The sequence below is a fragment of the Gayadomonas joobiniege G7 genome (genome assembly GCF_000300815.1).
Lineage (GTDB): Bacteria > Pseudomonadota > Gammaproteobacteria > Enterobacterales > Alteromonadaceae > Catenovulum > Catenovulum joobiniege.
The window spans coordinates 988,369-1,014,700 of record NZ_AMRX01000006.1 but is presented as its reverse complement, the minus strand read 5'-3'; the positions used below and the strand labels follow the sequence as shown (position 1 = coordinate 1,014,700).

Genomic DNA, 26,332 nt, shown 5'->3' with positions numbered 1-26,332 from the left:
GTTACAAATCAATGACTAACCCTCGGTTTGTTTTATTTTTTAACAATATTATTTTTTTTGTAAAATTTAATGTGTTTTTTGTTGACATTTTTATGCTGGGTGAGTCATAAATATAAGAGGTTTTGTTTATATATAAAATAAATAGAGGAAACAGGATGACGTTAAACAAAATAGCGCTAGCCATTATGCTAACGACTGGCCTAATCGGCTGTAATGATTCAGACGATGAGGCCGATTTAACACTTTCGGAAATCACAGCGAGTACTGACGAAGATACTCAATTGGTGATTAACCTAGGTGATAGCGAAGATGCTGATGGTGATATCTTAACCTACACAGTCGCAGGGCAAGCGCTGGCTGAAGGCGTGAACCAGTATACTTATGTGCCGGAGGCCAACGCCCACGGTCAATTTACCTTGGAATACTCGGTCACAGACGGTAAAACCAGCTCTAATACCAGTCAAATTATAGTGACAGTGAACCCAGTTGATGATCCCGCTATTGGAGATTTAACAATTACCGGTGTTAATAAAGTAGGCGAAACCCTAAGCATTCAAAATAGCTTAACTGATCCCGATGGCGAAATAAGCAACCTAAGTTATCAGTGGATGGCTGATGGCGAAGCAATTGCAGGTGCGACTGCAGAAACCTTTACCGTAACAGAGGCGCAAAAAGGTAAAAAAATCAGCGTACAAGTCAGTTATTCAACAGGTGCTTCAGTCACCGATGTGCCAGTGACCTCGAATGATGCCAACCCAGACACAGCAGCAACGGGAGATATCAGTATTGATGGCACTTTAAGCCAAAGCGAAACTATTACGGCCAATACCTCTGCATTGGCCGATGTTGACGGAGATATCGAATTATTGACTTATACTTGGTATGCAGGTGAAACAAAAATTGATGGCGCAACCAGTGATAGCCTTACATTAACTCAAGCGCATGTTGGTAAAAAAATTAAACTAGTTGCAGAATTTCAAGATTCAGTTTTTAAAACACCTTATACCACAGAAGTGGTTTCAGAAGCCGTTGCTGATAAAAATGATGCGCCAACTGGCAGTGTTTCTGTCAGCGGTGATCCCGAGGTGGGTTCCACACTAACCGCCAGCAATAACTTGGCAGATGCAGATGGTTTAGGAACGGTCAGTTATCAATGGTATACACAAGCTGAAGGAGAAGATGCTATTTCGGTTGGTAGCGGCGAAACTTATCAATTGCAAGAAGCAGATGCAGGATCAGACATTTATGTAGTTGCCAGTTACACTGATCAGGCGGGTACTGACGAGTCAGTCATGTCTGCTAAAATGATGGTTAAGGTTAAAGTGATCATGCCAACCAGTGTGGAATTGCGGTTTAACGGTTGGGATGCAGGGGATACGTTAACCATGGCAAGTTGTCAGAGTATTCCGTTAACTGCGTTTTCGCCTGATGGCAATGGTGCCCATACGGTTAAATGGACAAGCCAAGATGAGCAAACTTTAATGGTAACGGATGGGAAACTAACAGCAGCTAAAAATATTGCCAGTTATCCTGCGACCGTTACTGTTACAGCAGCGGTTGAAGGTGCCTCTCCAGTGCTTGAAGATTCGATTGATGTAACGATCCGCAAAAACCTGATTTGTGATGATGCTGCATTAAATGGTGGCACCGCAGATATAGACGATTCGGTGCCGTTAGCTGCAGGGCCACTTGTGGCACTAGAAAACAAAGCCGATGTTAGTTTGGCAGCAGGCAAGGGCAGGTTTGGTACCAACGCATGGAAAGTAGATACTAGTATATTAAACTCAGATATCAGCTTTACATTGCCAGATGAGATAAAAAATAACCCAGATAAAACCTATGTTGTGTCATTTTATCTTCAGGTGTTTGATACAACAGCGCCAGAAACAGACGGGCGCATTGATGCAACTTATCCAGCATCCGCTGATGGTTTTAAAGCCGGTCAACGACGGTTTTACATGAGAACATATGCGGATGGTGTGGTCCAATGGACGTCGCCGGATGCTAATTCACATATATATGGAGAAAACCCTGATAATAAATGGACGTTTAATGCAAGATTTGCCGCGCTGCCTTTGGCACAGCAATGGCACAAATATGATGTAGAAATTCAGGGCGGCGTAGATATATTTGCGGTATTACCGTACAACGCTGTATTTATTCCTAAATATTATATTGATGATATTTCAGTATACGAAAAACCTTAATATATTAATCGCTTAATTATAAAGCCCCTATAGAGCTTAGGGGCTTTTGCGCGTATACTATAAAAAATATCCCGACTTAAACAAAAACTTATGAGTTCAAACCCTATTCCCGAATGTCCGCAGTGCGGCTCTAAATATGCATACCCTGATCAAAATTTGTTAGTTTGCCCTGAATGTGGTCACGAGTGGGATCCCAAACAGGTCGAGCAAGACGATCAAATGACTGCTAGAGACTTTAACGGAACGCTTCTAGTGGATGGTGATAAAGTCACTGTGGCAAAAGACTTAAAAATTAAATCAAGTTCACAAGTAATAAAAATTGGCACGAAAGCAACCATAAGGCGTGTGCTGGATAAAAAAGATCATGAGCTGGATTGTAAAGTGGATGGAGTAGGTGAGATGATGATCACTGCTAAATTTGTGAAAAAGGCATAACAAGTTTTGCGTGCTGCTTTTTAAACGTTAGTGTAGCCGCGCGACTAAAAATTAAGGGCGCGGCAAAGTATAGCGCCCTGACATTTAGTATAGCGGGTAGATGAGTTTAGTGACTGTGGCAAGCGTCTTCGTTGCAATCGGTTTTTCTACACAATAAAAAATTACGCCAATGCGCACAGGCTAAAAATACACTGGCCAGAACAGTGGCTGTTTTTTCTCCACTTTCACCAAACAGATCATGTCCAAAAATGGCAGCGACCACTAAGATCATTAAACCCGCTATTATACCGCCAGCCACCCATTTATCTTTGTGTTTGCGACAGCCAGAAAATCCAGCTAACAAACTCATCGGCACTATCATAAAGACTAAGGCCTGATGAAAAAGGTGATCGTTTGAAGGTAAAAACGACAAGGACGGAAAGACGGCTAATAATATTGGAAGTACCGCACAATGGATCGCACATATAGTCGATGCACCAATAGATACTTTATCTAAAAATTGAAAATTCGAAATTCTCATAACACAGCCTCACTCTTTGCAATGTTATAATATATCATCCCCACTGGGTTGTTCGCAATTTGTTTGCTCGATATTTTAATTGTCATTAATGTCATTCTTGGTGCGTTAAATGGTGTTTTCAGTGCAATTAATTGGCTTGTATCGCACCGTATTGGTGTTTATTTTAATGACTAAATAGACTCTGTTTTTATTAACTTACTGATTTCTAAGGTTTATAAATTATTGGTATAAAGCTTGTATAACTAAAAGCGTCTTTACTTGTTTGTTGAAATTGCACTGGCAACGTTGCCCGCACAGTCTTCGGATTGTTGCGGGCTTTTTTGTTTTTGGGAGAAATAAATGAAATACCGCACTAAAACATCACACACAGGTGTCTTTAAAAAAATCCTTACAGCGGCCGCTATTTTGGGCGCTAGTTTAACTACTTCTGTGCAAGCAGAAGAATTTTATTGGCCAGAAAAAGAAGAGCTAAAATTTGGTTTTATTAAACTAACCGATATGGCGCCGTTGGCCATCGCCTACGAAAAGGGGTATTTTGAAGACGAAGGTTTGTACGTTACTTTAGAGGCGCAAGCAAACTGGAAAGTCTTGCTTGACCGAGTTATAGATGGGCAACTGGATGGCGCTCATATGTTAGCTGGCCAGCCGTTAGGCGCTACCATAGGTTTTGGGACTAAAGCCGATATCATTACCGCTTTTAGTATGGATCTCAATGGTAATGGTATTACTGTTTCTAATGCAGTCTGGGAAGAGATGAAAAAAGCCATTCCACATAAAAATGGCAAGCCAGTTCACCCAATCAAAGCCGACTACCTAAAACCTGTGGTTGATAAATACCGCCAGCAAGGCAAGCCTTTTAACATGGGCATGGTTTTTCCAGTATCCACACATAACTACGAGCTCAGATATTGGTTGGCTGCCGGTGGTATCCACCCTGGTTATTATGCCCCACATAAAGGTGATATTACTGGGCAATTGCAAGCGGATGCTTTGTTGTCGGTCACGCCACCACCACAAATGCCTGCGACTTTAGAAGCTGGAACTATTTACGGTTATTGTGTCGGTGAACCTTGGAATCAGCAAGCTGTATTTAAAGGCATTGGGGTGCCGGTTATTACCGATTACGAAATCTGGAAAAACAACCCAGAAAAAGTATTCGGCGTGTCAAAAGACTGGGCAGAAACGTATCCAAATACTCATATGCGTGTGGTTAAAGCTATGATACGCGCAGCTATGTGGTTAGACGAAAATAACAATGCTAATCGTCCTGAAGCCGTTAAGATTCTCTCAAAAAGCCAGTATGTAGGTGCCGATTATGATGTGATTGCAAACAGCATGACTGGGACTTTTGAATATGAAAAAGGTGATAAAAGAGATGTGCCAGATTTTAACGTGTTTTTTAGATATAACGCGACCTATCCGTATTATTCAGATGCCATTTGGTATTTAACCCAAATGCGTCGTTGGGGGCAAATTTCAGAAGCTAAACCCGATAGCTGGTATATGGATATCGCGAAAAAAGTCTACCGCCCTGATATTTATGCAAAAGCAGCCAAAGCTTTAATTAAAGAAGGCAAAGCCAAAGCCTCTGATTTTCCAAATTTTGCGAGCGAAACCGGCTTTAAACCACCACAAAAAGAGTTTATTGACGGCGTTGAATACGATGGTCGTGCACCCAATGCATATCTGAATAAATTTGCCATTGGCCTTAAACAAGAAAAGTTATAAGGAACTTATCTAATGTCTAAAGCAGCCACATTGGGAAAAGTGATTCCCGTAGAATTTAAAAAAAGCATGCAATCTGAATGGATGAAAACCTTCATTAATGCTGCCTTATTGCCTTTTATTGGGATCCTTGTTTTCCTGATTTTATGGAGTGCGGCGGCTAAAAACATAGAAACGTCACTCGGCCAGTTTCCTGGCCCCAGTGCCGTGTATCAGCAAACCAGCGTATTAATTGATGAACATTTTGCCGAGCGTAAAAAAGCTGAAGCTTTTTACGAGCGGCAAGAGGCGCGCAATCAAGCTCGTTTAAAAGTGGACCCAAATTATCAGGCTAAGGTGCGTGATTACACCGGAAAACCGACCTTTTTTGATCAAATTTGGACCAGCTTATACACAGTGATGATCGGCTTTTTAATCGCCTCTGTTATCGCTGTGCCTTTAGGTATTGCTTGTGGCTTGAGTGAGCAAACTTATGCTGCAATTAACCCTTTAATTCAGATATTTAAGCCGGTTTCGCCGCTCGCTTGGCTACCTTTGGTGACCATGGTCGTGAGCGCTGTTTATGTGACCGACGATCCGGCGTTTTCAAAATCCTTTTTAACTTCTGCTTTTACCGTGGCGTTATGCTGTTTATGGCCAACTTTAATTAATACTGCTGTGGGTGTGTCTAACATCAGCCAGGATCTAGTCAATGTTAGCCGTGTTTTAAGGTTAGGGCGATTAGCTCATGTAGTCAAAATTGTATTGCCTTCGTCGATCCCAATGATATTTACCGGTTTACGGTTATCGTTAGGCATTGGCTGGATGGTATTGATCGCTGCCGAAATGCTTGCGCAAAACCCAGGGTTAGGCAAGTTTGTTTGGGATGAATTTCAAAATGGTAGTTCAGAATCATTAGCGCGCATTATGGTGGCAGTACTTGTGATTGGTTTAATTGGTTTTATTTTAGATCGCCTCATGTTGCTGATTCAAAAATCAGTGAGCTGGGACAAAAATGCGATTTTACGTTAAGGAGTTGTCTGATGATAAACGAACAAAAACATTTAGAGTTAAGCCAAGTCGGTATTGAATTTCCAACGCCTAAAGGTCCATTTTGTGCACTAACTGATGTTAATCTTAAAATTGCTAAAGGTGAGTTTATTTCTTTAATAGGGCACTCAGGGTGCGGTAAATCAACCGTTTTAAACATTGTTGCCGGTTTATATCAGGCCACCGAAGGTGGTGTTTTATTAGACAACAAAGAAGTTAACGAACCAGGTCCTGAGCGAGCGGTTGTTTTTCAAAACCACTCGTTATTGCCTTGGCTCACTGCGTATCAAAACGTAGAGTTGGCAGTAAAACAGGTTTTTAAAAAACGTATGAGTAAAAGTGAGATGCATGATTGGGTTAACCATAATTTAGAGTTAGTCCATATGACCCATGCTGCGCATAAACGACCGGATGAGATTTCAGGCGGTATGAAACAAAGGGTTGGTATAGCCAGAGCACTCGCAATGCAGCCTAAAGTGTTACTCATGGATGAACCTTTTGGTGCGCTAGATGCGCTAACGCGTGCTCACCTGCAAGATTCGTTAATGGAAATTCATGCCGATTTAGGCAATACGGTAATTATGATCACTCATGATGTTGACGAAGCCGTTTTGTTATCAGATCGTATTGTAATGATGACAAATGGACCCAGCGCCACCGTTGGTGAAGTTCTGTCTGTCAACTTAGAGCGGCCAAGGGCACGATTAGCGCTGGCTGACAATCCTCAATATAATCATTACCGGCATCAGGTATTAACCTTTTTATACGAAAAACAAAAAAAGGTTGAAACTGTGGCGAGTAAAAAGCCGACATCTAACACACGAAAAAGCGCATAAGATTTTGTCTCGGATAAACGTTCAGGTTGGTTTTGCCAACCTGAACGCCCATTCATTCGTCATTAGAGCCAATCAATCCCTCTTTTCAGCAAATTAGTTTTTGTATTTACTGGGCAAACCAGTTAAGCAAAAGTATTACTAATTAAAATTCAATTTTCTGCACCAAAATATTCCGTAATTGCACCATCATTCATTATAAATAGACTTTAAAAATACCATTTTAAGATTCATTTTGGTGCTTTTGATGTTAAGTGTCTGATTTTTATATCTTTAAAATAGTTGGAACGGTGTTTGCTTTATTTGTATGTGTCCGAAGCCGGGCTGTTGTGAAGAACGCGGGGCCACGCCCCAGACTTGAGCGTTTATGTTGTTGCTTCCAACGGCGGAAAAACAACCAAATTTAGGTAAGAATTTGATGAACAAAGATGCAGTAAAATTAAAACAAACCACTTGTCCTTATTGTGGTGTTGGGTGTGGCATTGATGTAAAAATCAATGCACAGACGCTAACTCAAGTGACAGGTTCTTCAGAACATCCGGCTAATTTTGGGCGATTATGTGTAAAGGGCTCATCCGTTTTGCAAACCAATGATGTGTCAGGGCGACTACTGCAGCCTATGATAGGGGATTCACGGGTTTCTTGGGATGAAGCATTTACTAAAGTGGCAACTAAATTCAAACAAGTAATAGACGAACATGGGCCAGATTCAGTCGCTTTTTATGTCTCTGGCCAGTTGTTGACCGAAGATTATTATGTTGCCAATAAGCTTATGAAAGGTTTTATTGGCAGCGCCAACATAGATACCAACTCAAGGCTTTGCATGTCTTCTGCGGTATCTGGATATAAACGTGCATTTGGTGCAGATGCTGTACCTTGCAATTATCAAGATTTAGAAGATACCGAATTATTAGTTTTAATCGGCTCGAACGCTGCATGGACTCATCCTGTTTTATATCAGCGAATTGAACGAGCCAAACAGTTAAACCCAAATAAAAAGATCATTGTGATTGATCCCAGGCGTACAGCCAGCTGCGAATTGGCCGACTTGCACCTAGCGCTAAAACCAGGCACAGACGTTATCTTACTGAATGGTTTATTAAACTATTTATCAGCCAATAATGAATTAGACCAAGCTTACATAGAGCAAGCGACGCTTGGGTTTGAGCAAGCGCTAAATGAGGCGAGTGCGTATACACCTGAGCATGTTGCAATGTTATGCGAATTACCCTTGGCTGATGTACTGGCGTATTATCAATGGTTTGCTAAAGCGGCATCTGCAGTGACTTTTTATTGCATGGGCGTTAACCAAAGTATTCAAGGCACAGATAAATGTAACGCTATTATTAACTGCCATTTAGCCAGTGGAAAAATTGGCAAACCTGGCAGCGGTCCGTTTTCGATTACTGGCCAGCCAAATGCAATGGGTGGACGTGAAGTAGGCGGTTTAGCAACTATGCTCGCAGCTCATATGGAGCTTGATAATCCGACGCAGCGAGAATTATTACAAACCTTTTGGCGCTCACCACGAATGGCAGACAAAGCAGGTTATAAAGCGACAGATATTTTTAAAAATATTTCCGATGGCAAAATAAAAGCTGTCTGGATCATGGCAACTAATCCGGCCGTGAGTTTGCCGGATGGTCATTCAATCAGCCAAGCGTTAAAAAATTGCGAAATGGTGGTGGTTTCAGACTGTAATTTAAATACAGATACTAGCCATTGGGCAGATGTTCGTTTACCGGCAACCGGGTGGTCAGAAAAAAATGGCACAGTAACAAATTCTGAACGTCGTATCTCGCGCCAACGCGGACTTTTGCCACCGGCTGGTGAAAGCAAACATGACTGGCAGATTATTTGTGAAGTCGCTAAAGCAATGGGGTTTAACTCGGGTTTTAACTATGCCCATCCGTGTGAGATTTTTGATGAATTTGCTCGCCTATCCGGAATAGAGAATAAAGGTAGCCGTGCTTTTGATATTAGCGGTTTAGCGGGTTTAAGCGAGCAGGAATATGATGCATTGCGACCCATTCAATGGCCGGTCAATCACGCCACGCCGGAAGGCACAGCGCGCTTATTTACCGATCGAAAGTTTTACACACTCAGCGGTAAAGCGCATTTTGTCGCAACCCAAGCTAAACGACCCGCACAAATTAAAAGTGAGGAATATCCCTTTATTTGCAATACAGGACGGATCCGCGATCAATGGCATACAATGACAAGAACCGGTAAAGCTGCGAGTTTGAGCCAACACATCAGCGAACCTTATTTGGCGATTCACCCGCGAGACGCCGAACAGCTAATGTTAGAAGCGCATCAAGTTGCCCGTGTTAAATCGGCGCAAGGTGAATGCTTAGTTCGGGTTAAATTAGATGAAGGTCAGCGCCGCGGTGATCTATTTATGCCTATGCATTGGAATAAAATGTTTGCCTCGTCTGCCAATGTAAACCAGTTGCTAAATACGAATATAGATCCTGTATCTGGACAGCCCGAATTTAAACACACAGCCGTTCACGCCGAAAAATTTGCAGCTGATTATTATGGTGTCATTTATAGCCGTGAAGCCGTTACTGCCGATAGTGAGTACTGGGCCAAAGCACCGACCAGCGCCGGGCATCAATTAGTTTTTGCAGGCACTAAACCGGTTGAAGACTGGTTGAGCTGGTGTCAGCAGCACAGTTTAGTGCAAGGAGAATGGTTTAAATTTGAGAACAAAACAGAGCAGGCCAGTAAAATATTTTGTTACCGTGACAACCGTTTAGAATATGTTTGTTATGTTCAGCGCCAACCGATATCTCAGGACAATAGTTGGCTTAATGAAATGTTTTTATTAGATCAATTTAGCGGTGATGAGATTAATGCTGTGCTCTGTGGAGCCCCATCAGAAGGCATGGCAAAAGGGCGGCAGATTTGTAGCTGTTTTAAAGTTGGCGAAAAACAAATTATAGAAGCCATTCAGACCGAAGGCGACGAGACAGTTGAAGCCCTTGGCCAGCGGTTAAAATGTGGTACCAATTGTGGTTCCTGCAAACCTGACTTAGCGGCTTTAATTCGCGAGCACGGAGAAAATTCGGTTATAATGCAAACTCGGGTTTAACAGATTGCAGAGCATTTATGAGCAGCGAATTTAAAGAGTACATCAAACTTATCGGCAAAGGTCAAAATGCCGGTAAAACCCTGGATCAAGCACAAGCCGAAGACGCTATGCTGCAAGTATTTAATGATCAGGTGACCGCCGAGCAGCTGGGTGCATTTTTAATGCTGTTAAGGGTGCGTGAAGAAACCCCTGAAGAATTGGCTGGTTTTATCAAGGCGGCAAGAGCCTGCATTAGTGACGAATATAAAGATCTGCCTGTTGATTTAGATTTGGGCTGTTATGCAGGTAAAAGACGTCATTTACCTTGGTTATTGTTGGCCGTTAAAGCTTACGCTGATAGTGGTAAAAAAGTGTTTATTCATGGCACCGCTGAGCCTGAATCTAAGCGTTTATATATGCGTGAAGTTTTTGCGCATTTTGGTATACAACCAGCAACTAATAGAGTGCAAGCGCAAGGCCAATTAGATAAACATGGTGTTTGTTATGCTGAACTATCCAGTGTGCATCCCGCGTTGGATAAGCTGATTCAATTAAGGTCAGTGTTTGCACTAAGATCTTGTGCAAACACGCTCGCACGAATGCTTAATCCAAGCCGTGCTCGCTTGAGTTTACACGGGGTTCATCATAGACATTTTGATGAGCGACATGCTGAAGTTGCAAAGATTTGTGACGAAAATAACGTGATGTGTTTTCGCGGTGAAGGCGGTGAAATCGAAGTTAACCCAGAGCGAGCGGTGAAGCTGCATTTTTACGCAGCCGGAGTCCGTAAGAGTGTGCAATTGCCAGCTTTTTTAGACAACTGGCAAATTAAACCAAGAGCGTTAGAGTTAGATGAGTTGAAAGCACTTTGGTGTAAACAAATTGACAATGCGTATGGTGAAGCTGCCGTACAAGCAACACTGACTGTTTTTTTGATAATGGAGCAACTAGAAACCCTAGCAAAAGCGAAAACAGAGCAGCAAGAAGAAAAAATTATTCAGCAATGCCGTGAGCAGGCTAGCCAACTTTGGCAAAACAGAAATAGCCAATACTGGTTTTAATTAGCCTTTTTAACCTCCCGGGAAGCGTCTGCCTCCCGGTTTTAACTATTTGTTTTTTCGATAATTTTATTGATTATTTTTTATTAAAAAAAGCTTGCGATCACAGGTTTGGCGCAGTATGCTTTTATTGCGTCCACATTCAACATCACGACCAATTTAATAAACGATTTTATATTTAAATGGGAGTGATCATGAAAACTACACATCAAAATAAATTAACCTTATTGGCAACTTTAGTTGCAGCATCGGTTTATACACCAAATGCATTGGCAGCAGAAACCCTTGCCGAAGCGATTAAAGAAGGCTCAACCTCAGTTGCCGTGCGAACCCGATACGAAAACGTTGATCAAGATGGTTTTGGCAGCAGTGCAAATGCGCTCACTGTTAAAACGAGTCTGACGTATAAAACCGCAAGCTTATCTGGTTTTAGTGGTTTGCTGCAAATGGATGATGTGACTGCAATAACCGATAATTATAGTGTGCCAACGGATGCGGTTAAAATGCAACCAGTGGTGGCAGATCCTGAAGGGACTGAGGTTAATCAGGCCTTTATTCAATACACTGACGCGGATTTTACTGCAACTTATGGCCGGCAGATAATCACCCACTTAAATCACAGATTTTTAGGCCATGTGGGTTGGCGACAAAACATGCAAACCTATGACGGAATTCGCTTACAAGGAAAACTCGGTGCCATCTCAGTAGATTATTCGTACCTCAATAATGTAAATGGCATTTTAGGCACTAACTTAGATTTATCGGCGCATAATTTGTTGGCCAGTATGCAACTAGCCGACGGTCATACCTTAAGTGGGTTTGTTTATTTATACGAACCGGAAGCTGCAGCCGATAGTACAGATACCTATGGTTTTGACTACAGCGGCAGTTTAGCATCGATAAAACTGCATGCGTCTTATGCTGTTCAGTCGGTTGGAGACTTTGATGCAAGTTATTTAGCACTCGATGCAAGTTATAAAGTACAAGGGGTAACAGCGCAAATCGGTTATGAATTGCTTGGCAGCGATGACGGAGCTTATGGTTTTAATACCCCGCTAGCAACCAAACATGCATTTAATGGTTGGGCAGATTTATTTTTAGCGACGGGTGATAATGGCTTAGAAGATACTTATGGTAAGTTGGCTTATCAACATGGAGCTTACAGTTTTGTTGCTGTTTATCACAGTTATAGTGAAGACGAAGGCGGGGCCGATTTGGGCTCTGAAATTAATTTATCAGCGGCTTATAGTTTTAATAAAACTTATAGTCTGTTATTAAAGTTTGCCGACTTTTCATCTGATTCAGCTAAACCGGATGTGACTAAAACTTGGATACAATTAGCGGCTAAATTTTAACATCACTCGCTGTTAGTGGTGATCAATCAAAGATTAGTGAGTGGTAGCTTAATGGATGCCACTCATTTTTTTGTGCCACGCTGGTAATAGAGCGACAGTTAAATTGTTTTGATACCCAGGAACTCTTGCTTTGTTAATGCCCGTCAATACTCAGTGCCTTACTTAATCAACCGTCTCTATTTTTGTGCAATAAGTGGTAAAAAAAATACCCGTTATGTGTTTTTGTGGTGCATCTATTGTGTGCATCGATTTAATTTAGCTTTTTTGTTTTTATAAAAAATATTTTTTTAATATTTTAAATCAATAGCTTGTAGTGTTTTTAAACGGGTTTTTACATTCTGGCATTAGGCTTGCAAAGTTAAAACTATCTAAGTGAATAAAGGCTTATGCAAAGATGTTTAAGTTAGTCCAACCCGCTCCAAAACATGGCACAGTGACAATTGTTGGTGCTGGCCCTGGTGATGCTGATTTGCTCACTATTAAAGCGCTACGTTGTATTCAAAGTGCCGATATTATTCTGTATGACCGTTTAGTCAGTCAGGATATTCGTGATCTCTTTCCAACGGAAACGCCAGCGTTTTATGTAGGCAAAGCCGCTGGCAACCACTGTATCCCGCAAGCCCAGTTGAACCAATTGCTGATTGAAAAAGCGCAAAAAGGCTATTCAATTTGCCGTTTAAAAGGCGGAGATCCTTTTGTGTTTGGTCGTGGCGGTGAAGAAATGTTAGCGCTACATCAAGCTGGCATTCAGGTGGAAGTCGTGCCTGGTGTAACCGCCGGAGTGGGTGCAGCAGCGTATTCAGGGATCCCGGTCACGCACAGAGGGCTGGCGCAAGCCTGTACCTTTATTACCGGACATGGAGAAAAATCATTGGATGTTGATTGGTCAAGTTTGGCGAAAATGCAACACACTTTGGTTTTTTACATGGGGCTTGGCAACTTAGCAGACATCACAAAACAATTAACACACCACGGAATGTGCGCAGATATGCCTGCCGCGTTAATCGAAAATGGCTGCCGCAAAGATCAACGAACCTTTACCGGACAGCTTTCTAATCTGGAGCAGATTGCAAAACAGCATCAATTACGCTCGCCCACACTGATAGTGATCGGGCGTGTCGTTGAGCTGGCTGAATCTTTGCACTGGTTTGCATCATTAACCAGCACTAATGCTCAAATCGCGCAAATGACAGCTTAACAGGGGGAAAAACCAATGAGCAAACAAAAATTAATTGTTGTCGGTAACGGCATGGTCGGTCACAAATTTATCGAAAACATGATTGAAAACCCGGCCTATTCAGATTATCAAATCATTACCTTTTCTGAAGAGCCAAGATTGGCTTACGATAGGGTACAATTATCAGCTTATTTCGCTGGTAAAAGTGCTGACGATCTCATGTTAACCTCGCCGGATTATTATGATGAAAATCAGGTGCAATACATAGTTAACGACAAAGTTGTATCTATCGATAAAGCCGCTAAAACCATCACAACTGCGTCAGGTCGTCAAGAATCATACGACAAACTCATTTTAGCCACAGGGTCTTTCCCGTTTGTACCACCGATTCCGGGTAAAGATCAGCCGCATTGTTTAGTATATAGAACCATTGAAGATCTAGAAGCCATTACAGCCTCAGCTAATCAAAGTAAAGTGGGTGTAGTTGTTGGGGGTGGTTTATTGGGTTTAGAAGCGGCCAACGCTATCCAAAATTTGGGTTTAGAAGCCCACGTTGTTGAGTTTGCACCGCGGTTAATGGCGGTTCAGTTAGACGAAGGTGGTGGTCAATTATTACGTAGTAAAATCGAAAGCCTAGGGGTCGGTGTACATACTGAAAAAAATACTAAAGAAATTGTTGCGGGTGAAAAGTGCCGCTATCGCATGAATTTTGCTGATGGCAGCTACTTAGAAACTGACATGATAGTGTTTTCGGCCGGTATTCGTCCACAAGACGAACTCGCCAGACAATTTGAATTAGAAATTGGGCCTCGTGGTGGCATTGTTATTAACAATCAGTGTCAAACCTCAGACGAAAACATTTATGCGATTGGTGAGTGCGCTTTGTGGCAAAACCGAATCTTTGGTTTAGTTGCGCCTGGTTACCAAATGGCTAAAGTTGCCGCGGAACATATCACTGGGGGTGACTTAGCATTTATCGGTGCCGATATGAGTACCAAATTAAAATTGCTTGGAGTTGATGTTGCGAGTATTGGTGATGCGCAAGCTCGAACTGAAGGCTGCTTAAGTTACACCTATCTTGATGGTCATGCTGGCGTATATAAGCGTTTGGTAGTGTCGGCTGACAATAAAAAAGTAATAGGTGCAGTATTAGTTGGTGACGTTGAAGCGTATGGCAATTTGTTGCAAATGATGTTGTCAGATATCGAAATTCCCGGTGCGCCAGAGCAGTTAATTTTACCAGCAGGCGCGGGTGATGCTCCCGCACTTGGGGTTGATGCGCTGCCTGAAACTGCCCAAATTTGTTCATGTCATGATGTGAGTAAAGGCGACATTTACGAAGCGGTCAAAGGTGGCTGCACGGATATGGGTGGCATAAAAGCCTGCACTAAAGCAGCAACAGGCTGCGGCGGTTGTGCGGCCATGACAACACAAGTCATGAATGCCGCACTGACCGAGATGGGGGTTGAAGTTGATACCAGTTTATGTGAGCACTTTGCGTATACTCGTCAAGAACTGTTCGATATTGTTCGCACCAAAGGCATTAAGAGCTTTGCTGAGCTTATCGAAAGTCATGGGACAGGCCATGGCTGTGAAATTTGTAAACCCGCTGTTGGCTCTATGCTGGCCACCGCATGGAATGAATATGTTTTAGACGATAAACACATAGGTTTACAGGATACTAATGATGTGTTTTTGGCAAACATGCAAAAAGACGGGACCTACTCAGTGGTGCCGCGTGTAGCAGCAGGAGAGATCACGCCTGCACAGTTAATTGTTTTAGGTGAAGTGGGCCGCGACTTTAACTTATATACCAAAATCACCGGCGGCCAACGAATTGACTTTTTTGGCGCTCAGTTACACGAACTGCCTGCTATCTGGTCAAGGTTAGTCGATGCGGGATTTGAAACCGGCCATGCCTATGGCAAATCGTTACGAACCGTTAAGTCTTGTGTTGGCTCAACTTGGTGTCGGTATGGCATGTTAGATTCGGTTTCTATGGCGGTTAATTTAGAAATGCGTTACAAGGGCTTGCGCTCACCGCATAAATTAAAAATGGGCGTGTCTGGTTGTACCCGTGAATGTGCCGAAGCACAAGGTAAAGACGTTGGTGTTATCGCGACAGACAAAGGTTGGAATCTGTATTTATGTGGTAACGGCGGCATGAAACCCCGCCACGCAGATTTATTTGCCAGCGATTTAGATGACGAAACCCTCATTAAATATATTGACCGCTTTTTAATGTTTTATTGCCGAACAGCAGATAAATTGCAGCGTACCTCGGTCTGGATGGATAATTTAGAAGGCGGTTTAGATTATCTTCATGAAATCATTGTTGAAGACAAGTTAGGCCTATGTGAAACCCTTGAAGCAGATATGGCGAGAGTTATCGACAGTTATGAATGTGAATGGAAAAAAACGCTGCAAAGCCCAGAGCGCCTGAAACGTTTTGCCCACTTTATTAACTCGGATGCGACAGATGACAACTTAGCTTATGTAGAAATGCGCGGCCAACAAAAAGGACGCATAGCAACTGATGTTGAGCGCAAAAAACTGGCTAAAGGTGAAGAAATTGAAACAGTTGAACTGGTTTAAGGGGATTTAAGATGACTACTCAATGGGAAGAAATTTGTAAATTAAATGATTTGGTACCTGGCACTGGCGTTTGTGCGCTCCATAACGGTGAGCAGGTGGCTTTGTTTAGGCCAGCGAACGACAGTCAGGTTTATGCGATATCAAATTATGATCCAATAGGGAAAGCTAATGTGCTCTCAAGAGGTATTACCGGCGACATTAAAGGGAAATTAGTGGTCGCATCACCTCTTTATAAACAACACTTTGAGCTGACATCGGGCGAATGTTTAGAAGAGCCCGAGATAAAACTAGCGACTTATCAAGTCAAAGTTGAAGGTGATAAGGTACTGCTGGCCGTTTAGGCCGCAGCCGAAACTAAAAGGTTGTGATTGTGGAAAATAGTACAAAATTTAATTTATTTTCGTTTACCGGAAAAATGAAAATACTACATATGTCATGGATGGCTTTTTTTATCACCTTTTTTGTTTGGTATAACCATGCGCCGTTAATGGGCGCAATTGCCAACAGCTTAGGCTTAGATAAAGAACAGATTAAAACTTTACTTATTTTGAACGTGGCGCTGACCATACCTGCTCGTATAATTATTGGCATGTTAACGGATAAATTTGGTCCTAGACGGGTGTACTCAGCACTACTGTTTATTAGTGCTTTCCCTTGTTTTATGTTTGCGTTTGCACAAACTTTCGAAATCGCCGCATTGGCGCGATTTTTATTAGGTTTTATCGGTGCAGGTTTTGTTATTGGTATAAGAATCGTCAGTGAATGGTTTCCACATAACGAATTAGGCACAGCCGAAGGGATATATGGCGGCTGGGGTAACTTTGGCTCTGCTGCTGCTTCATTCACTTTACCTGTGTTGGCACTTTGGTTAGGCGGTGATGATGGTTGGCGCTATGCAGTGGCGATCACTGGGGTAATTTGTTTGTTATGGAGTTTTGTCTATTTTAAAAATGTGAGTGATACCCCGAAGGGATCGACCTATTTTAGACCAAAAAATGTTGGCGGTATGGAAGTTACCAGTAAAGGCGATTTTGTATTTTTAATTATTATGAAATTACCTATGTATTTTGCTTTGGCATTGTTAACGTGGAAGTTGTCACCAGAAGGCGTTAGTCTAATTTCACAAACTTTTGCCACCACTGCTTATGCGGGATTAATCGCTCTGTTTATTTTGGATGTTTATAAAGCATGGCAAATTAACCGGGAAATTTTTGTTAAACCTGTGCCTGAAATTCAGCAATATAAATTTAAACAGGTAGCCGTGTTAAATATTTTATACTTTGCAACTTTTGGTTCTGAACTGGCGGTTATTTCAATGTTGCCGTTGTTTTTTGCCGAAACTTTCGGTCTGTCACCTGTCATTGCGGGTATGGTTGCTTCAGCTTATGCCTTTATGAATTTAATGTCACGGCCCGCTGGAGGTTTGATTTCTGACAAGTTTGGTCGTAAAAAGACCTTATTAATTTTAACCGCGGGCTTGGCCGCTGGCTATTTTACTATGAGTTTAATTGATGCGACTTGGCCGGTTTGGTTGGCGATGGTTGCGGCAATGGCTTGTTCGTTTTTTGTTCAGTCAGGTGAAGGTGCAGTGTTTGCGGTAGTGCCACTGATCAAACGTCGTTTAACTGGACAGATAGCTGGGATGACAGGGGCTTATGGTAACGTTGGGGCCGTGACTTATTTAACCATATATGCCATGGTAGATGCGTCGACCTTTTTTATGGTCATTGGCGCGACGGCTGTTTTAGGTTTTGTTACTCTGTTGTTCATGCAAGAGCCTGCGGGTCATATGGCAGAAGTTCGTGAAGATGGTTCGCTCGAATTAATTAAAGTGTCCTAATGAGTAAAACTCAACTTCAGGTGAGAATAGGTGCGGCCAGTTCGGCCGGACCAAAATCCGTAAATCAAGATGCGGTGGCTGCCCAAGTTGGGCAGCACGCAGAATTAAAAAATAAAGGTATCGCGGCTGCCATTGCTGATGGGGTGAGTAGCAGCTTACGCTCGCAAGAAGCGGCTCAGCTTTGCACAACTCAGTTTATAAACGACTATTTTGCAACGCCAGAAACTTGGTCGGTTAATCAAGCCAGTGCTCGAGTGTTAACGGCGTTAAATGCTTGGCTGTATAATCAAAACCAGCAAGATCAACAAGATCCTTTGGTCACCACATTTTCAGCACTTGTGATTAAATCTTGCACAGCACACTTATTTCACTTAGGTGACAGTCGCATTTATCAGTATCGTGATGGACAATTAAGCTGTTTAACACGCGATCATTTACATATCAGCGCAAAAAATAGCTATTTAACTAGAGCTATGGGGATCGACAGTCATATCGAGGTTGACTATCAAACCATAGATCTGAATCAGAATGATATATTTTTATTAAGCACTGATGGCTTGCACGAGTTTGTTTCTGACAGCCAATTTTGTCAGCATCTTGCCGCAATGAAAGATCCCGATGACTGTGCACAACAATTATTAGAGCTGGCATTAGCGCAGGGATCAAATGATAACCTGTCTTGTTTGATTTTATCTGTTGATCAGTTACCGCACGAAAACCTTCAAGAAGCCCACCGCCGGGTCACCAGTTTAGTGATCCCGCCGGTTTTAAAAGTGGGTCAAAAAATAGATGACTTTATTGTTCGTCGAGTGTTATTTAGTGGTACTCGCAGTCATGTGTTTTTAGTGGAAGATACCCATCAGCGCCAATACGCGTTAAAAATGCCGTCGGCAAATTTTGCCGATTCACCCGAATACTTAGATGGTTTTTTACGTGAAGAGTGGATTGGTGGACGTATTGAACATGAAAACGTCATGCGTATTTTTCCACGCCCTAAAAATAGCCCTTTTATGTATCATCTGTGCGAATATCTTAAAGGCCTAAGTTTACGCAAATGGATGCAAGAAAATCCCAAACCTCAATTACATCAAGTGCGCGAGATCATGGCTCAAGTTATCCATGCATTGAGATATTTCCAACGCAATGGCATGGTACATCGAGATTTAAAACCTGAAAATATCATCATTGATCCCTATGGCGCTGTTAAAATTATCGACTTTGGAACTGTGTCGGTTGAAGGCTTGCAGGATATTCAAAATCCTTTGCAAGAGACCTGTCCGGTCGGCTCTGTGGATTATATTGCCCCTGAATTTGCGGTTAATCAGCAAAGTAATTTTCAAGCGGATTTGTACTCAGCCGGTGTGATATTTTACGAAGCATACACGGGTCACTTACCGTTTCAGTTAGATGGTTTGCAGCATAAAATACCCTCTAATTACAATTTTTGGCAGTACCAATCGGCACTAACGGTTAGGCCTGATACCCCAGTGTGGCTTGATTTAGCCCTACAAAAAGCTTGTGCGCCGCATCCAAAACACAGGTATCAGGCGTTTTCTGAGTTTCTACAGGATGTAACAACAGCCAATAGCCGTTTATTAAAACGGTATCAGCAAGCACCTTTATTAGAAAAACATCCACTAATTTTTTGGCAAACGGCGACTGCTTTAATGCTTTTATTAAATATCATATTGGCGTACTTTTTGCTTGTATAACATTTATTCTGATTGGCTGTCGTTTTATTGGCGGCTGAGGTATATGTTAGCGATCTTGCAAGAGACAACCGATATGAAACATCTGATAAAAATATTTAGGCGAGGGATTGTATTAGCGCTTTTATCTGTGCTGGCAGCTTGTGGTGGTGGCTCAGGTTCTGAGCCCGCAAAAAAATCGCTTACGGTCGATATTGGTAACGACTTTTCCGTCACTCAAGGCCTAGAATCGGTGACTGTGCGTAGTATCGCTTCAGGTGGTACGCCGCCGTATGCTTACCAGTGGTCAATTCAGCCAGCCGAGCAAGAAGCGAACGCGAATACACTGACCGAAGAAGATATTGAACTCACACTGCCAACAGATTTAACGCTGTCAGAAACATGGCTGCTGAGTTTGCAGGTAACTGACACTGTCGGTACTGCTGTTAAACAGCAAATACAGTTGACGATCTCAGTATTAAACACACCGCCTGTGGTTAGTTTTGAACTAGAAGATTCGGATGGGGTCAGTGCGTCGGGTGAAGCTTTTACATTAGTTTCGGATTGGCAAGATGCAGAAGATGGCCGTGCGGTTGCGTCCGCAGTCATCAAAGTTAAACAACTTTCGGGTACCGTTTTAAATGGCTTGCCAGACGACGGTATCTTATTTGATTTAACAGATTCAGCTGCCGTGCCAGTTACAAGCGAAGTGAGTGCTGGACAATTTGTAAACCTGGGTTCAACCATCGCCAGTATTCAGCTAAGTTTTGAAGTGGAAGATACCGGTGGGTTAACGACGAGCAAGACAAAAGTCCTGGAAATATTACCTGTCAGTCAAACAGCGCCTATTGTTAATGCAGGTAACAATCAGGTTTTATATGAAGGTGAGCGTATCTTTTTGTCTGCAAACGTGGATAACGCTGATAACCCAAGTTATGAATGGCGACAGTTAGCCGGACCAAAAACCTTAGAAATAAGTCGTTCGTCATCAACAGATGCATATACTCTTGCGCCAACAACCAATCAGATAGAAAATTATTCGTTTCAGTTTAAAGCCACTAACCGAAGCTCTCAGCTCAGTGATACCGACAGTGTAACTGTGACGGTTTTACCGATACCAGACTTTGACGGTATTAACGATACAGGCGTATCTGAATGCGCAGATAGTCGCAGTAATAGAGTGAGTTGTGGCTTAACTCAATTTCCGGGGCAAGACGGAGATTTTGGTCGGGATATTGCCGCAACTGACAGCGATTTCAAAAAACAAGGCGAAGGTGAAAATGCGTTTGATTTGTCACTCATAGACGCAAATGGTGAGCAACTGCCTTGGACCCAGCCGACCAGTGATGCGATTGCCGCTGCCGTGTGTATTCGGGATAATGTGACAGGGCTGATTTGGGAAATTAAAACTACGACAGGGCTACGTGCTCATACTCACACTTATACTTGGTATAACGATGTAGAAATGGCTGGCGGCGATCCTGGGGTGCAAAACTCCAGCAGTGCGGCCTGTGATGCAGCTTTGGCTTCTTGCGATACTCAAACGTATCAAGCTGCAGTGAACCAATTGCAATTATGCGGTGGAAGTGATTGGAGACTGCCGACTGTTCGTGAATTAGTTTCTATTTTAAACTACTCACGTACCAGCGATAAACTTGCACGCGCAGCAAACGCTGACATTATATGGCCTGAGCATGCAAAAACAAATACTGCGTATTGGACATCAACACCTGCTTTATTTGGTGTGCAGAATGAAGATAGTCCGTCCACCAACCGAGCTTGGGCGGTTAATTTAGCGTCAGGTGATGAAGCTTCATATGTTAAAGGCTCCCCGCTACATTTAATTTTAGTGAGATAAGTATGCGTAACTATCAAATATTTTTTGCATGTGTATTGATGATTAAGCCTTGGCATGCGTTTAGTTTTTGTTCAGCGGATATATCCCCAACGGTAATTGTTGAAGATTTTAATCTGGATAGCGAAAATGGTACTGTTACTGATAGTCGGACAGGGCTCATGTGGTCTGTCTGTAGTTATGGTGAAAGCTGGGATCAAGACAGTGCCAGTTGTTTAGAATCGCCGATGTTATTAAATTGGCAAAACTCACTCAAAGCCGCAGAGGGTTTAACGTTTGCTGGTTATGATGATTGGCGGCTGCCAAATATCAAAGAGTTGATGAGTATAATAGAGCGTAGTTGCGCGCAACCTGCTGTAAATATAAGCCTATTTCCATCAACCAAAAATGATGTATACTGGACTAGTACGCCAGTTTTTGGTGACTCAGGAAGTAGTGCAGACGACTTGGTATGGGCCGTGCAGTTTAAAGAAGGAAGTAATACCCAACACCTAAAAACTAGCAACGCACTGATTAGAGTTGTCAGAAAAATTCAATAACGGACTCATTCAGCTGTATCGAATGTAATTCACTTATTATATAAGGTGCAATTTATATGGTGCAGCTACCCGAGGACAAACGCGCAAAGCTTATCTCCAAATTCGTCATGATGTTGTCGGTTTCGGCTATCATGTTACCTATTTTGCTTGTGATTATTCTAAACACCTGTACCGATTTGTCCTTTCAGACTATTTTGTTAATTGTGGTTGTTTTATTGCTGGTGATCTTGTGTATCCAATTTATTTGGATACACAAATGGTTTCCGTATCGGCATTTTAGTTATCGCACGAAGCGAGACAAAAAATCGTCAAATGAATAACGCGAGTAAATCGTTTAAATATCTTTGACCACGTTCTGTGACTTGTAAATATTGGCTATTATTTTTTAAGCGCAGAGTTAATAAGTCGCGTGATAATGCGGTGTCTATCTGGCTTTCAACCTGTGTGAAAGGTAATCCTGTTAAGCGGGTAAACTCATCGACCGGGCAAGCCTCAAGTAAACGAAAGCGATTCATAAAATACTCAAAGGCTCTGTCTTCTATCGCCACAGAGTGGCTTTTATATACGAAGTTATCAGCTGCTAGATAGCCTTTAGGATGTTTGATTTTTTCGTAACGTAAAATGCGTTCTTGCTCGGGTTGAGTGATTTTGCCATGGGCACCACAACCAACCGCTAGATAATCACCAAAACGCCAATAATTTAGATTATGCTGGCTTTGATATCCTTTTTTACTGTACGCACTGACTTCGTACTGGTGGTAGCCGTTTGCAGCAAGCAGTGCCTGACCAGCTTGCTGGATATCAGCAAGCACCTCGTCTTGTGGTAATTTAGGCGGTTGTGAAGCAAATAGCGTGTTAGGCTCTATCGTTAATTGATACCAAGAAATATGCGGTGCCTGTAAATCGATCGCTTGTTGTAAATCTGCCAGCGCATCTTGCATGTTTTGCTCAGGTAAACCATGCATTAAATCTAAGTTAAAACTTTTAATTGTTAACTTAGCCGCAGTCTGCGCGGCTGCTATCGCTTGTTGAGGATTATGGATCCGGCCGAGTTTGTTTAATTTAGCCGCTTGAAAGCTCTGCACACCGATCGAAAAACGATTAATGCCAGCCTCTGCAAAAGCCGATAATTTTTGGTTGTCTAACGTCCCTGGGTTGGCTTCTAGCGTGATTTCGCAATCGTCAGTTAGGCTAAAATTATTTTTTACTTGTTTTAAAATGGCGGCAATGCTGGCCGCGCTAAATATACTGGGTGTACCACCACCAAAAAATATGCTTTGTAAGGGGCGTGAAGCCGCTAAATGCGCATCGGTTTGTAAATCGAGAGTCAAAGCTTGCACATATTCTTGTTCTGGGATCCCTTGTTTAACCGCGTGTGAATTAAAGTCACAATACGGACACTTTTGAGCACACCAGGGAATATGAATATATAAACTGAGCGGGGGGTGCTGCATTTAGCTGTGGCCCCCTAATGTGTTCAGAGCGGCTACCAACCTTTTCAATGCTTGGCCGCGATGGCTGACTTGGTTTTTAAACGACTTTTCTAGTTCGGCCGATGTGCATTGGTACTCTGGCAGATAAAATATTGGATCATACCCAAAGCCGTTTAAACCATTTTGCTGCTCGGCTATTAGCCCTGGCCAACTCGCATGGCAGACAATCGGAGTGGGATCTTCGGCATGGCGCAAATAGACTAAAACACATTGGAATCTTGCATGGCGTTGATCCGCCGGGGCTGAGCTTAACGCCGCCATTAGTTTGTCTATATTGTCCTGATCGCTGGCATTTTCACCAGCATAACGAGCAGAGTAGATGCCAGGCGCACCTTTTAAATAATCAACTTCTAAACCTGAATCATCAGCAATGGCTGGCAATCCCGTATGCAAGCACGCATTGCGGGCTTTTTTTATTGCGTTTTCGATAAAAGATAAACCATCTTCAATTGCATCCGGTACATTTAGACTTTTTTGCGAAACAATATCAAACGGGCTGTCACTTAACATCTGCTGTAGCTCAGCAACTTTGCCGGCGTTGCCGGTTGCTAATACAATTTGAGTTTTATCAGTCATTAGAGTGTTGAGTCATGAAGGTTTATTTGCCAGAAGTTTACCTGTTATTTGGGTGTGAGTCGAACTGATCTATTGATTATGAGTTTTCGTTAATATCTTATTTACGGAGTGCGAAATGAAACCTTGTATTGTTATTGCAGGTGCGAGCGGTGCAATCGCTAAAGCCATTGCTCAAATATGGTTCACGAAATTTCCAACGCATGAGTTTTTATTGATAAGTCGATCACCGTCACAGCAGATGTTTAAGCAGCGAATGCACTGGTATCAGGTATCCTTAAGTGATGAGTCAGCCGTTGAACCTTTGGTAAAGTACATAAACCAGCAAGCGTTGCAGGTGGATATCTGGTTAAACACCTGTGGGTTTTTATCTAATAACCAGGTTAAAGCCGAAAAATCGCTGCAAGAGGTCAGTTTAAAAGGCATACAAGCAAACCTAGAAGCAAATTTTATCGCTCATCTCAACTTACTTAAAGCGGCTGATAGTGTATCTACCCGCCGATATAAAACCATTTTTATCGCATTGTCGGCTATGGTGGGCAGTATTACTGATAATAAGTTAGGCGGTTGGTATAGTTATCGAGCCAGCAAAGCGGCTTTAAATATGTTAGTGAAAACAACCTCGATTGAATGGGCTAGAAACTACCCTAAAAATATCTTAGTGGCTTTACATCCAGGCACAACAGACAGCCAATTGTCTAAGCCATTTCAAAAAAACATCTCAGCACAGCGATTATACAGTCCAGAGCAGACAGCGAAACGAATCGATCAAATAGTTGATCAGTTAACGGTAGCTGACTCTGGACACTTATTACATTGGCGCGGAACACCGCTGCCTTACTAGCGAATTCACCTAGTCACAGCAATCGCTTTTGTCGTCACCACAACAGCTTGATGCTTTTTCGTGTACATGACCGTGCGCAAGTTCTTCTTCAGTTGCTTCGCGAACAGAAACAACATTCACATCAAACTCTAACGTTAAACCTGCCAGCGGATGATTGCCATCAACAGTGACAAAATCGTCTTCGATTTTAGTGATGATAACAGACTGTTGACCCTGATCTGTGTCCGCGCGCAATGTCATACCTTCATGAATTTCATCAATATGATCAAATACATCAATCGGTAAACGTTGTGATAAAGCTTCGTGATATTCACCGTATGCACTGCTTGGATCAATCACGGCAGAAAAACTGTCACCTGCTTCTTTATCTTGCATCGCTTGTTCTAAACCTGGAATTAAAAAACCTTTGCCATAGATAAAAGATAATGGCTCACCGCCTTTTGATGAATCTATCACTTCGTTTTCACCTTGTTTTTTTACTTCATAGTGCATGGCGACAACTGTATTAGCTGCTATTTTCATTTGCTTTCCTCGTAGTCTAGTGAGTAGGGCAGAGCGGACAGTTGAACCTTTTGGCTGTCATTATCCTTTACTCTGAATGTTGCGTTTGTGTCTGAGTCGATAGGCAAAACAGCCATACCCAAACTGGTGTCTGAAGCGGCATCATAATGACTCAATATGACTTCGCCAGCGCGTCGCCAACTGTCACCTAGGGCCACTTCTAAATTGGTTTCGGGCGCTATTTTTCCTGCGCCATTAAATGCATAAGTTGCTTTTTTAAGGCCACCGCGATAGCGCATTCGAGCCACGGTTTCTTGCCCCATATAACAGCCTTTTTTAAAGCTGATGCCTTTGATTGCATGGGCATTTAACATTTGTGGGACATACTTTTGTTGCAACTCAGTACTGCCTAAAAATGGTATTAAATCGTCGCTGAGCGCTTTAATAAAACCTTGCTGATCATCGCTGATTGGCTGCTCAGTAAATTCGCTTACTTTTTCAGCCGATTTAGCCGCAATTAAGTGGATCGATTCGCTCATGCGAACGATCACCAAGTCGTCTTTTTCTTGAGTTTCGTGCAAGAGTAGATTTAGTGGTGCATTTAGCCACGCGTAAAACTGGTAGGGCTGAACGGCTTCACTAAACTCGACTTTTGAAAAAACTGAAAACTTTTTGAAGTTTTGCAGCGATTTATCAATGCTGCTTTGATGTTGAAACAGCCAATACTGCTCGGGTAGGTTTAAAATAAATGACTGAGCCCATACTTTGCCTTTAGCGTCACAATGACTGGCAAAAGTGGCTTGATCTTTGGCCAAAGCAGTGAGATCACAGGTTAATTGACTATTTAAAAATTGGCAGGCGTCGTCACCAGTGGCTTTAATGGCCTGCCAGTTTTGTAAAGCTACAACTTGTTGCGACATAAATAAACCTTATATTGAAAACCATGCCTATTAGTGTGGGGGCATTGTAGCATAGCGCAAGGGGCGTAT

At 42.4% G+C, this 26,332-nt stretch carries 21 protein-coding genes; 16 read left to right on the top strand and 5 right to left on the bottom strand.

Annotation, left to right across the window (positions count from 1 at the left end; all coding sequences use genetic code 11):
- The first annotated feature begins 155 nt into the window (after positions 1 to 155).
- Positions 156 to 2,207, top strand: a complete 2,052-nt coding sequence (locus C727_RS18450) for a cadherin-like domain-containing protein (RefSeq protein WP_017445856.1) — start codon at positions 156 to 158, stop codon at positions 2,205 to 2,207.
- A gap of 90 nt (positions 2,208 to 2,297) precedes the next feature.
- Complete coding sequence (locus C727_RS0111795) at positions 2,298 to 2,642, top strand: zinc ribbon domain-containing protein YjdM (RefSeq protein ID WP_017445855.1); 345 nt, start codon at positions 2,298 to 2,300, stop codon at positions 2,640 to 2,642.
- Between the two features lie 106 nt (positions 2,643 to 2,748).
- Here the strand turns inward: C727_RS0111795 and C727_RS19370 are convergent, their stop codons facing one another.
- Entirely contained in the window at positions 2,749 to 3,162 is a 414-nt protein-coding gene (locus C727_RS19370) for a MerC domain-containing protein (RefSeq protein ID WP_017445854.1), read from the bottom strand.
- A gap of 339 nt (positions 3,163 to 3,501) precedes the next feature.
- Here C727_RS19370 and C727_RS0111785 point away from each other — a divergent pair, with 339 nt between their 5' ends.
- From C727_RS0111785 to C727_RS18445, 13 genes are all read left to right on the top strand, one after another.
- The gene (locus C727_RS0111785) at positions 3,502 to 4,890 is read left to right on the top strand and encodes a CmpA/NrtA family ABC transporter substrate-binding protein (protein ID WP_017445853.1); all 1,389 of its coding nucleotides are present in this window, start codon (positions 3,502 to 3,504) and stop codon (positions 4,888 to 4,890) included.
- A gap of 12 nt (positions 4,891 to 4,902) precedes the next feature.
- Positions 4,903 to 5,898: an ABC transporter permease gene (locus tag C727_RS0111780; RefSeq protein ID WP_017445852.1), complete on the top strand. Its 996-nt coding sequence runs from the start codon at positions 4,903 to 4,905 to the stop codon at positions 5,896 to 5,898.
- Between the two features lie 11 nt (positions 5,899 to 5,909).
- A complete protein-coding gene (locus C727_RS0111775) occupies positions 5,910 to 6,752 on the top strand; it encodes an ABC transporter ATP-binding protein (RefSeq protein ID WP_017445851.1) in 843 nt (280 codons plus the stop codon).
- Positions 6,753 to 7,167: 415 nt separating this feature from the next.
- Positions 7,168 to 9,846, top strand: a complete 2,679-nt coding sequence (locus tag C727_RS0111770) for a nitrate reductase (protein ID WP_026052693.1) — start codon at positions 7,168 to 7,170, stop codon at positions 9,844 to 9,846.
- A 17-nt stretch (positions 9,847 to 9,863) separates the two neighbouring features.
- Positions 9,864 to 10,886: a glycosyl transferase family protein gene (locus C727_RS0111765; RefSeq protein ID WP_017445849.1), complete on the top strand. Its 1,023-nt coding sequence runs from the start codon at positions 9,864 to 9,866 to the stop codon at positions 10,884 to 10,886.
- 191 nt (positions 10,887 to 11,077) lie between these two features.
- Positions 11,078 to 12,238, top strand: a complete 1,161-nt coding sequence (locus tag C727_RS0111760) for an alginate export family protein (protein ID WP_017445848.1) — start codon at positions 11,078 to 11,080, stop codon at positions 12,236 to 12,238.
- 394 nt (positions 12,239 to 12,632) lie between these two features.
- A complete protein-coding gene (gene cobA, locus C727_RS0111755; protein WP_017445847.1) occupies positions 12,633 to 13,436 on the top strand; it encodes a uroporphyrinogen-III C-methyltransferase in 804 nt (267 codons plus the stop codon).
- A gap of 15 nt (positions 13,437 to 13,451) precedes the next feature.
- A complete protein-coding gene (gene nirB / locus C727_RS0111750) occupies positions 13,452 to 16,010 on the top strand; it encodes a nitrite reductase large subunit NirB (protein ID WP_017445846.1) in 2,559 nt (852 codons plus the stop codon).
- Positions 16,011 to 16,021: 11 nt separating this feature from the next.
- Positions 16,022 to 16,351: a nitrite reductase small subunit NirD gene (gene nirD / locus C727_RS0111745; RefSeq protein ID WP_017445845.1), complete on the top strand. Its 330-nt coding sequence runs from the start codon at positions 16,022 to 16,024 to the stop codon at positions 16,349 to 16,351.
- Positions 16,352 to 16,380: 29 nt separating this feature from the next.
- A complete protein-coding gene (locus C727_RS0111740) occupies positions 16,381 to 17,850 on the top strand; it encodes a NarK family nitrate/nitrite MFS transporter (protein ID WP_017445844.1) in 1,470 nt (489 codons plus the stop codon).
- Entirely contained in the window at positions 17,850 to 19,562 is a 1,713-nt protein-coding gene (locus tag C727_RS0111735) for a bifunctional protein-serine/threonine kinase/phosphatase (RefSeq protein WP_017445843.1), read from the top strand. Before C727_RS0111740 ends, C727_RS0111735 begins: the two co-directional genes overlap by 1 nt.
- Before the next feature lie 73 nt (positions 19,563 to 19,635).
- Positions 19,636 to 21,396, top strand: coding sequence for an Lcl C-terminal domain-containing protein (locus C727_RS0111730; RefSeq protein ID WP_162131399.1), 1,761 nt, complete (start codon positions 19,636 to 19,638; stop codon positions 21,394 to 21,396).
- Between the two features lie 2 nt (positions 21,397 to 21,398).
- Positions 21,399 to 21,932: an Lcl C-terminal domain-containing protein gene (locus C727_RS18445; protein ID WP_017445841.1), complete on the top strand. Its 534-nt coding sequence runs from the start codon at positions 21,399 to 21,401 to the stop codon at positions 21,930 to 21,932.
- 308 nt (positions 21,933 to 22,240) lie between these two features.
- On the opposite strand, the gene hemW is transcribed toward C727_RS18445, so the two are convergent.
- A complete protein-coding gene (gene hemW, locus C727_RS0111715) occupies positions 22,241 to 23,386 on the bottom strand; it encodes a radical SAM family heme chaperone HemW (protein ID WP_017445839.1) in 1,146 nt (381 codons plus the stop codon).
- Positions 23,387 to 24,001 carry an RdgB/HAM1 family non-canonical purine NTP pyrophosphatase gene (gene rdgB, locus C727_RS0111710; RefSeq protein WP_017445838.1) on the bottom strand — a complete coding sequence of 205 codons (615 nt, stop codon included), beginning with the start codon at positions 23,999 to 24,001 and terminating at the stop codon, positions 23,387 to 23,389.
- Positions 24,002 to 24,116: 115 nt separating this feature from the next.
- Here rdgB and C727_RS0111705 point away from each other — a divergent pair, with 115 nt between their 5' ends.
- Positions 24,117 to 24,842: an SDR family NAD(P)-dependent oxidoreductase gene (locus C727_RS0111705; protein ID WP_017445837.1), complete on the top strand. Its 726-nt coding sequence runs from the start codon at positions 24,117 to 24,119 to the stop codon at positions 24,840 to 24,842.
- Positions 24,843 to 24,851: 9 nt separating this feature from the next.
- Here the strand turns inward: C727_RS0111705 and C727_RS0111700 are convergent, their stop codons facing one another.
- Positions 24,852 to 25,364 (bottom strand): FKBP-type peptidyl-prolyl cis-trans isomerase, encoded by a 513-nt coding sequence (locus C727_RS0111700; protein WP_017445836.1) that lies wholly within the window; start codon positions 25,362 to 25,364, stop codon positions 24,852 to 24,854.
- The gene (ygfZ, locus tag C727_RS0111695) at positions 25,361 to 26,263 is read right to left on the bottom strand and encodes a CAF17-like 4Fe-4S cluster assembly/insertion protein YgfZ (RefSeq protein ID WP_017445835.1); all 903 of its coding nucleotides are present in this window, start codon (positions 26,261 to 26,263) and stop codon (positions 25,361 to 25,363) included. Before ygfZ ends, C727_RS0111700 begins: the two co-directional genes overlap by 4 nt.
- Positions 26,264 to 26,332 lie beyond the last annotated feature (69 nt).

Excerpts from the sequence above, each read along its gene's own strand:
- C727_RS18445 (WP_017445841.1), top strand. The coding sequence starts at position 21,399 with ATGCGTAACTATCAAATATTTTTTGCATGTGTATTGATGATTAAGCCT.
- rdgB (WP_017445838.1), bottom strand. The coding sequence starts at position 24,001 with ATGACTGATAAAACTCAAATTGTATTAGCAACCGGCAACGCCGGCAAA.
- C727_RS0111785 (WP_017445853.1), top strand. The coding sequence starts at position 3,502 with ATGAAATACCGCACTAAAACATCACACACAGGTGTCTTTAAAAAAATC.
- C727_RS0111765 (WP_017445849.1), top strand. The coding sequence starts at position 9,864 with ATGAGCAGCGAATTTAAAGAGTACATCAAACTTATCGGCAAAGGTCAA.
- nirB (WP_017445846.1), top strand. The coding sequence starts at position 13,452 with ATGAGCAAACAAAAATTAATTGTTGTCGGTAACGGCATGGTCGGTCAC.
- C727_RS0111775 (WP_017445851.1), top strand. The coding sequence starts at position 5,910 with ATGATAAACGAACAAAAACATTTAGAGTTAAGCCAAGTCGGTATTGAA.
- C727_RS0111705 (WP_017445837.1), top strand. The coding sequence starts at position 24,117 with ATGAAACCTTGTATTGTTATTGCAGGTGCGAGCGGTGCAATCGCTAAA.
- C727_RS0111735 (WP_017445843.1), top strand. The coding sequence starts at position 17,850 with ATGAGTAAAACTCAACTTCAGGTGAGAATAGGTGCGGCCAGTTCGGCC.
- C727_RS0111770 (WP_026052693.1), top strand. The coding sequence starts at position 7,168 with ATGAACAAAGATGCAGTAAAATTAAAACAAACCACTTGTCCTTATTGT.
- C727_RS0111730 (WP_162131399.1), top strand. The coding sequence starts at position 19,636 with ATGAAACATCTGATAAAAATATTTAGGCGAGGGATTGTATTAGCGCTT.
- C727_RS0111700 (WP_017445836.1), bottom strand. The coding sequence starts at position 25,364 with ATGAAAATAGCAGCTAATACAGTTGTCGCCATGCACTATGAAGTAAAA.
- ygfZ (WP_017445835.1), bottom strand. The coding sequence starts at position 26,263 with ATGTCGCAACAAGTTGTAGCTTTACAAAACTGGCAGGCCATTAAAGCC.
- cobA (WP_017445847.1), top strand. The coding sequence starts at position 12,633 with ATGTTTAAGTTAGTCCAACCCGCTCCAAAACATGGCACAGTGACAATT.
- C727_RS19370 (WP_017445854.1), bottom strand. The coding sequence starts at position 3,162 with ATGAGAATTTCGAATTTTCAATTTTTAGATAAAGTATCTATTGGTGCA.
- C727_RS18450 (WP_017445856.1), top strand. The coding sequence starts at position 156 with ATGACGTTAAACAAAATAGCGCTAGCCATTATGCTAACGACTGGCCTA.
- C727_RS0111795 (WP_017445855.1), top strand. The coding sequence starts at position 2,298 with ATGAGTTCAAACCCTATTCCCGAATGTCCGCAGTGCGGCTCTAAATAT.
- hemW (WP_017445839.1), bottom strand. The coding sequence starts at position 23,386 with ATGCAGCACCCCCCGCTCAGTTTATATATTCATATTCCCTGGTGTGCT.
- nirD (WP_017445845.1), top strand. The coding sequence starts at position 16,022 with ATGACTACTCAATGGGAAGAAATTTGTAAATTAAATGATTTGGTACCT.
- C727_RS0111760 (WP_017445848.1), top strand. The coding sequence starts at position 11,078 with ATGAAAACTACACATCAAAATAAATTAACCTTATTGGCAACTTTAGTT.
- C727_RS0111780 (WP_017445852.1), top strand. The coding sequence starts at position 4,903 with ATGTCTAAAGCAGCCACATTGGGAAAAGTGATTCCCGTAGAATTTAAA.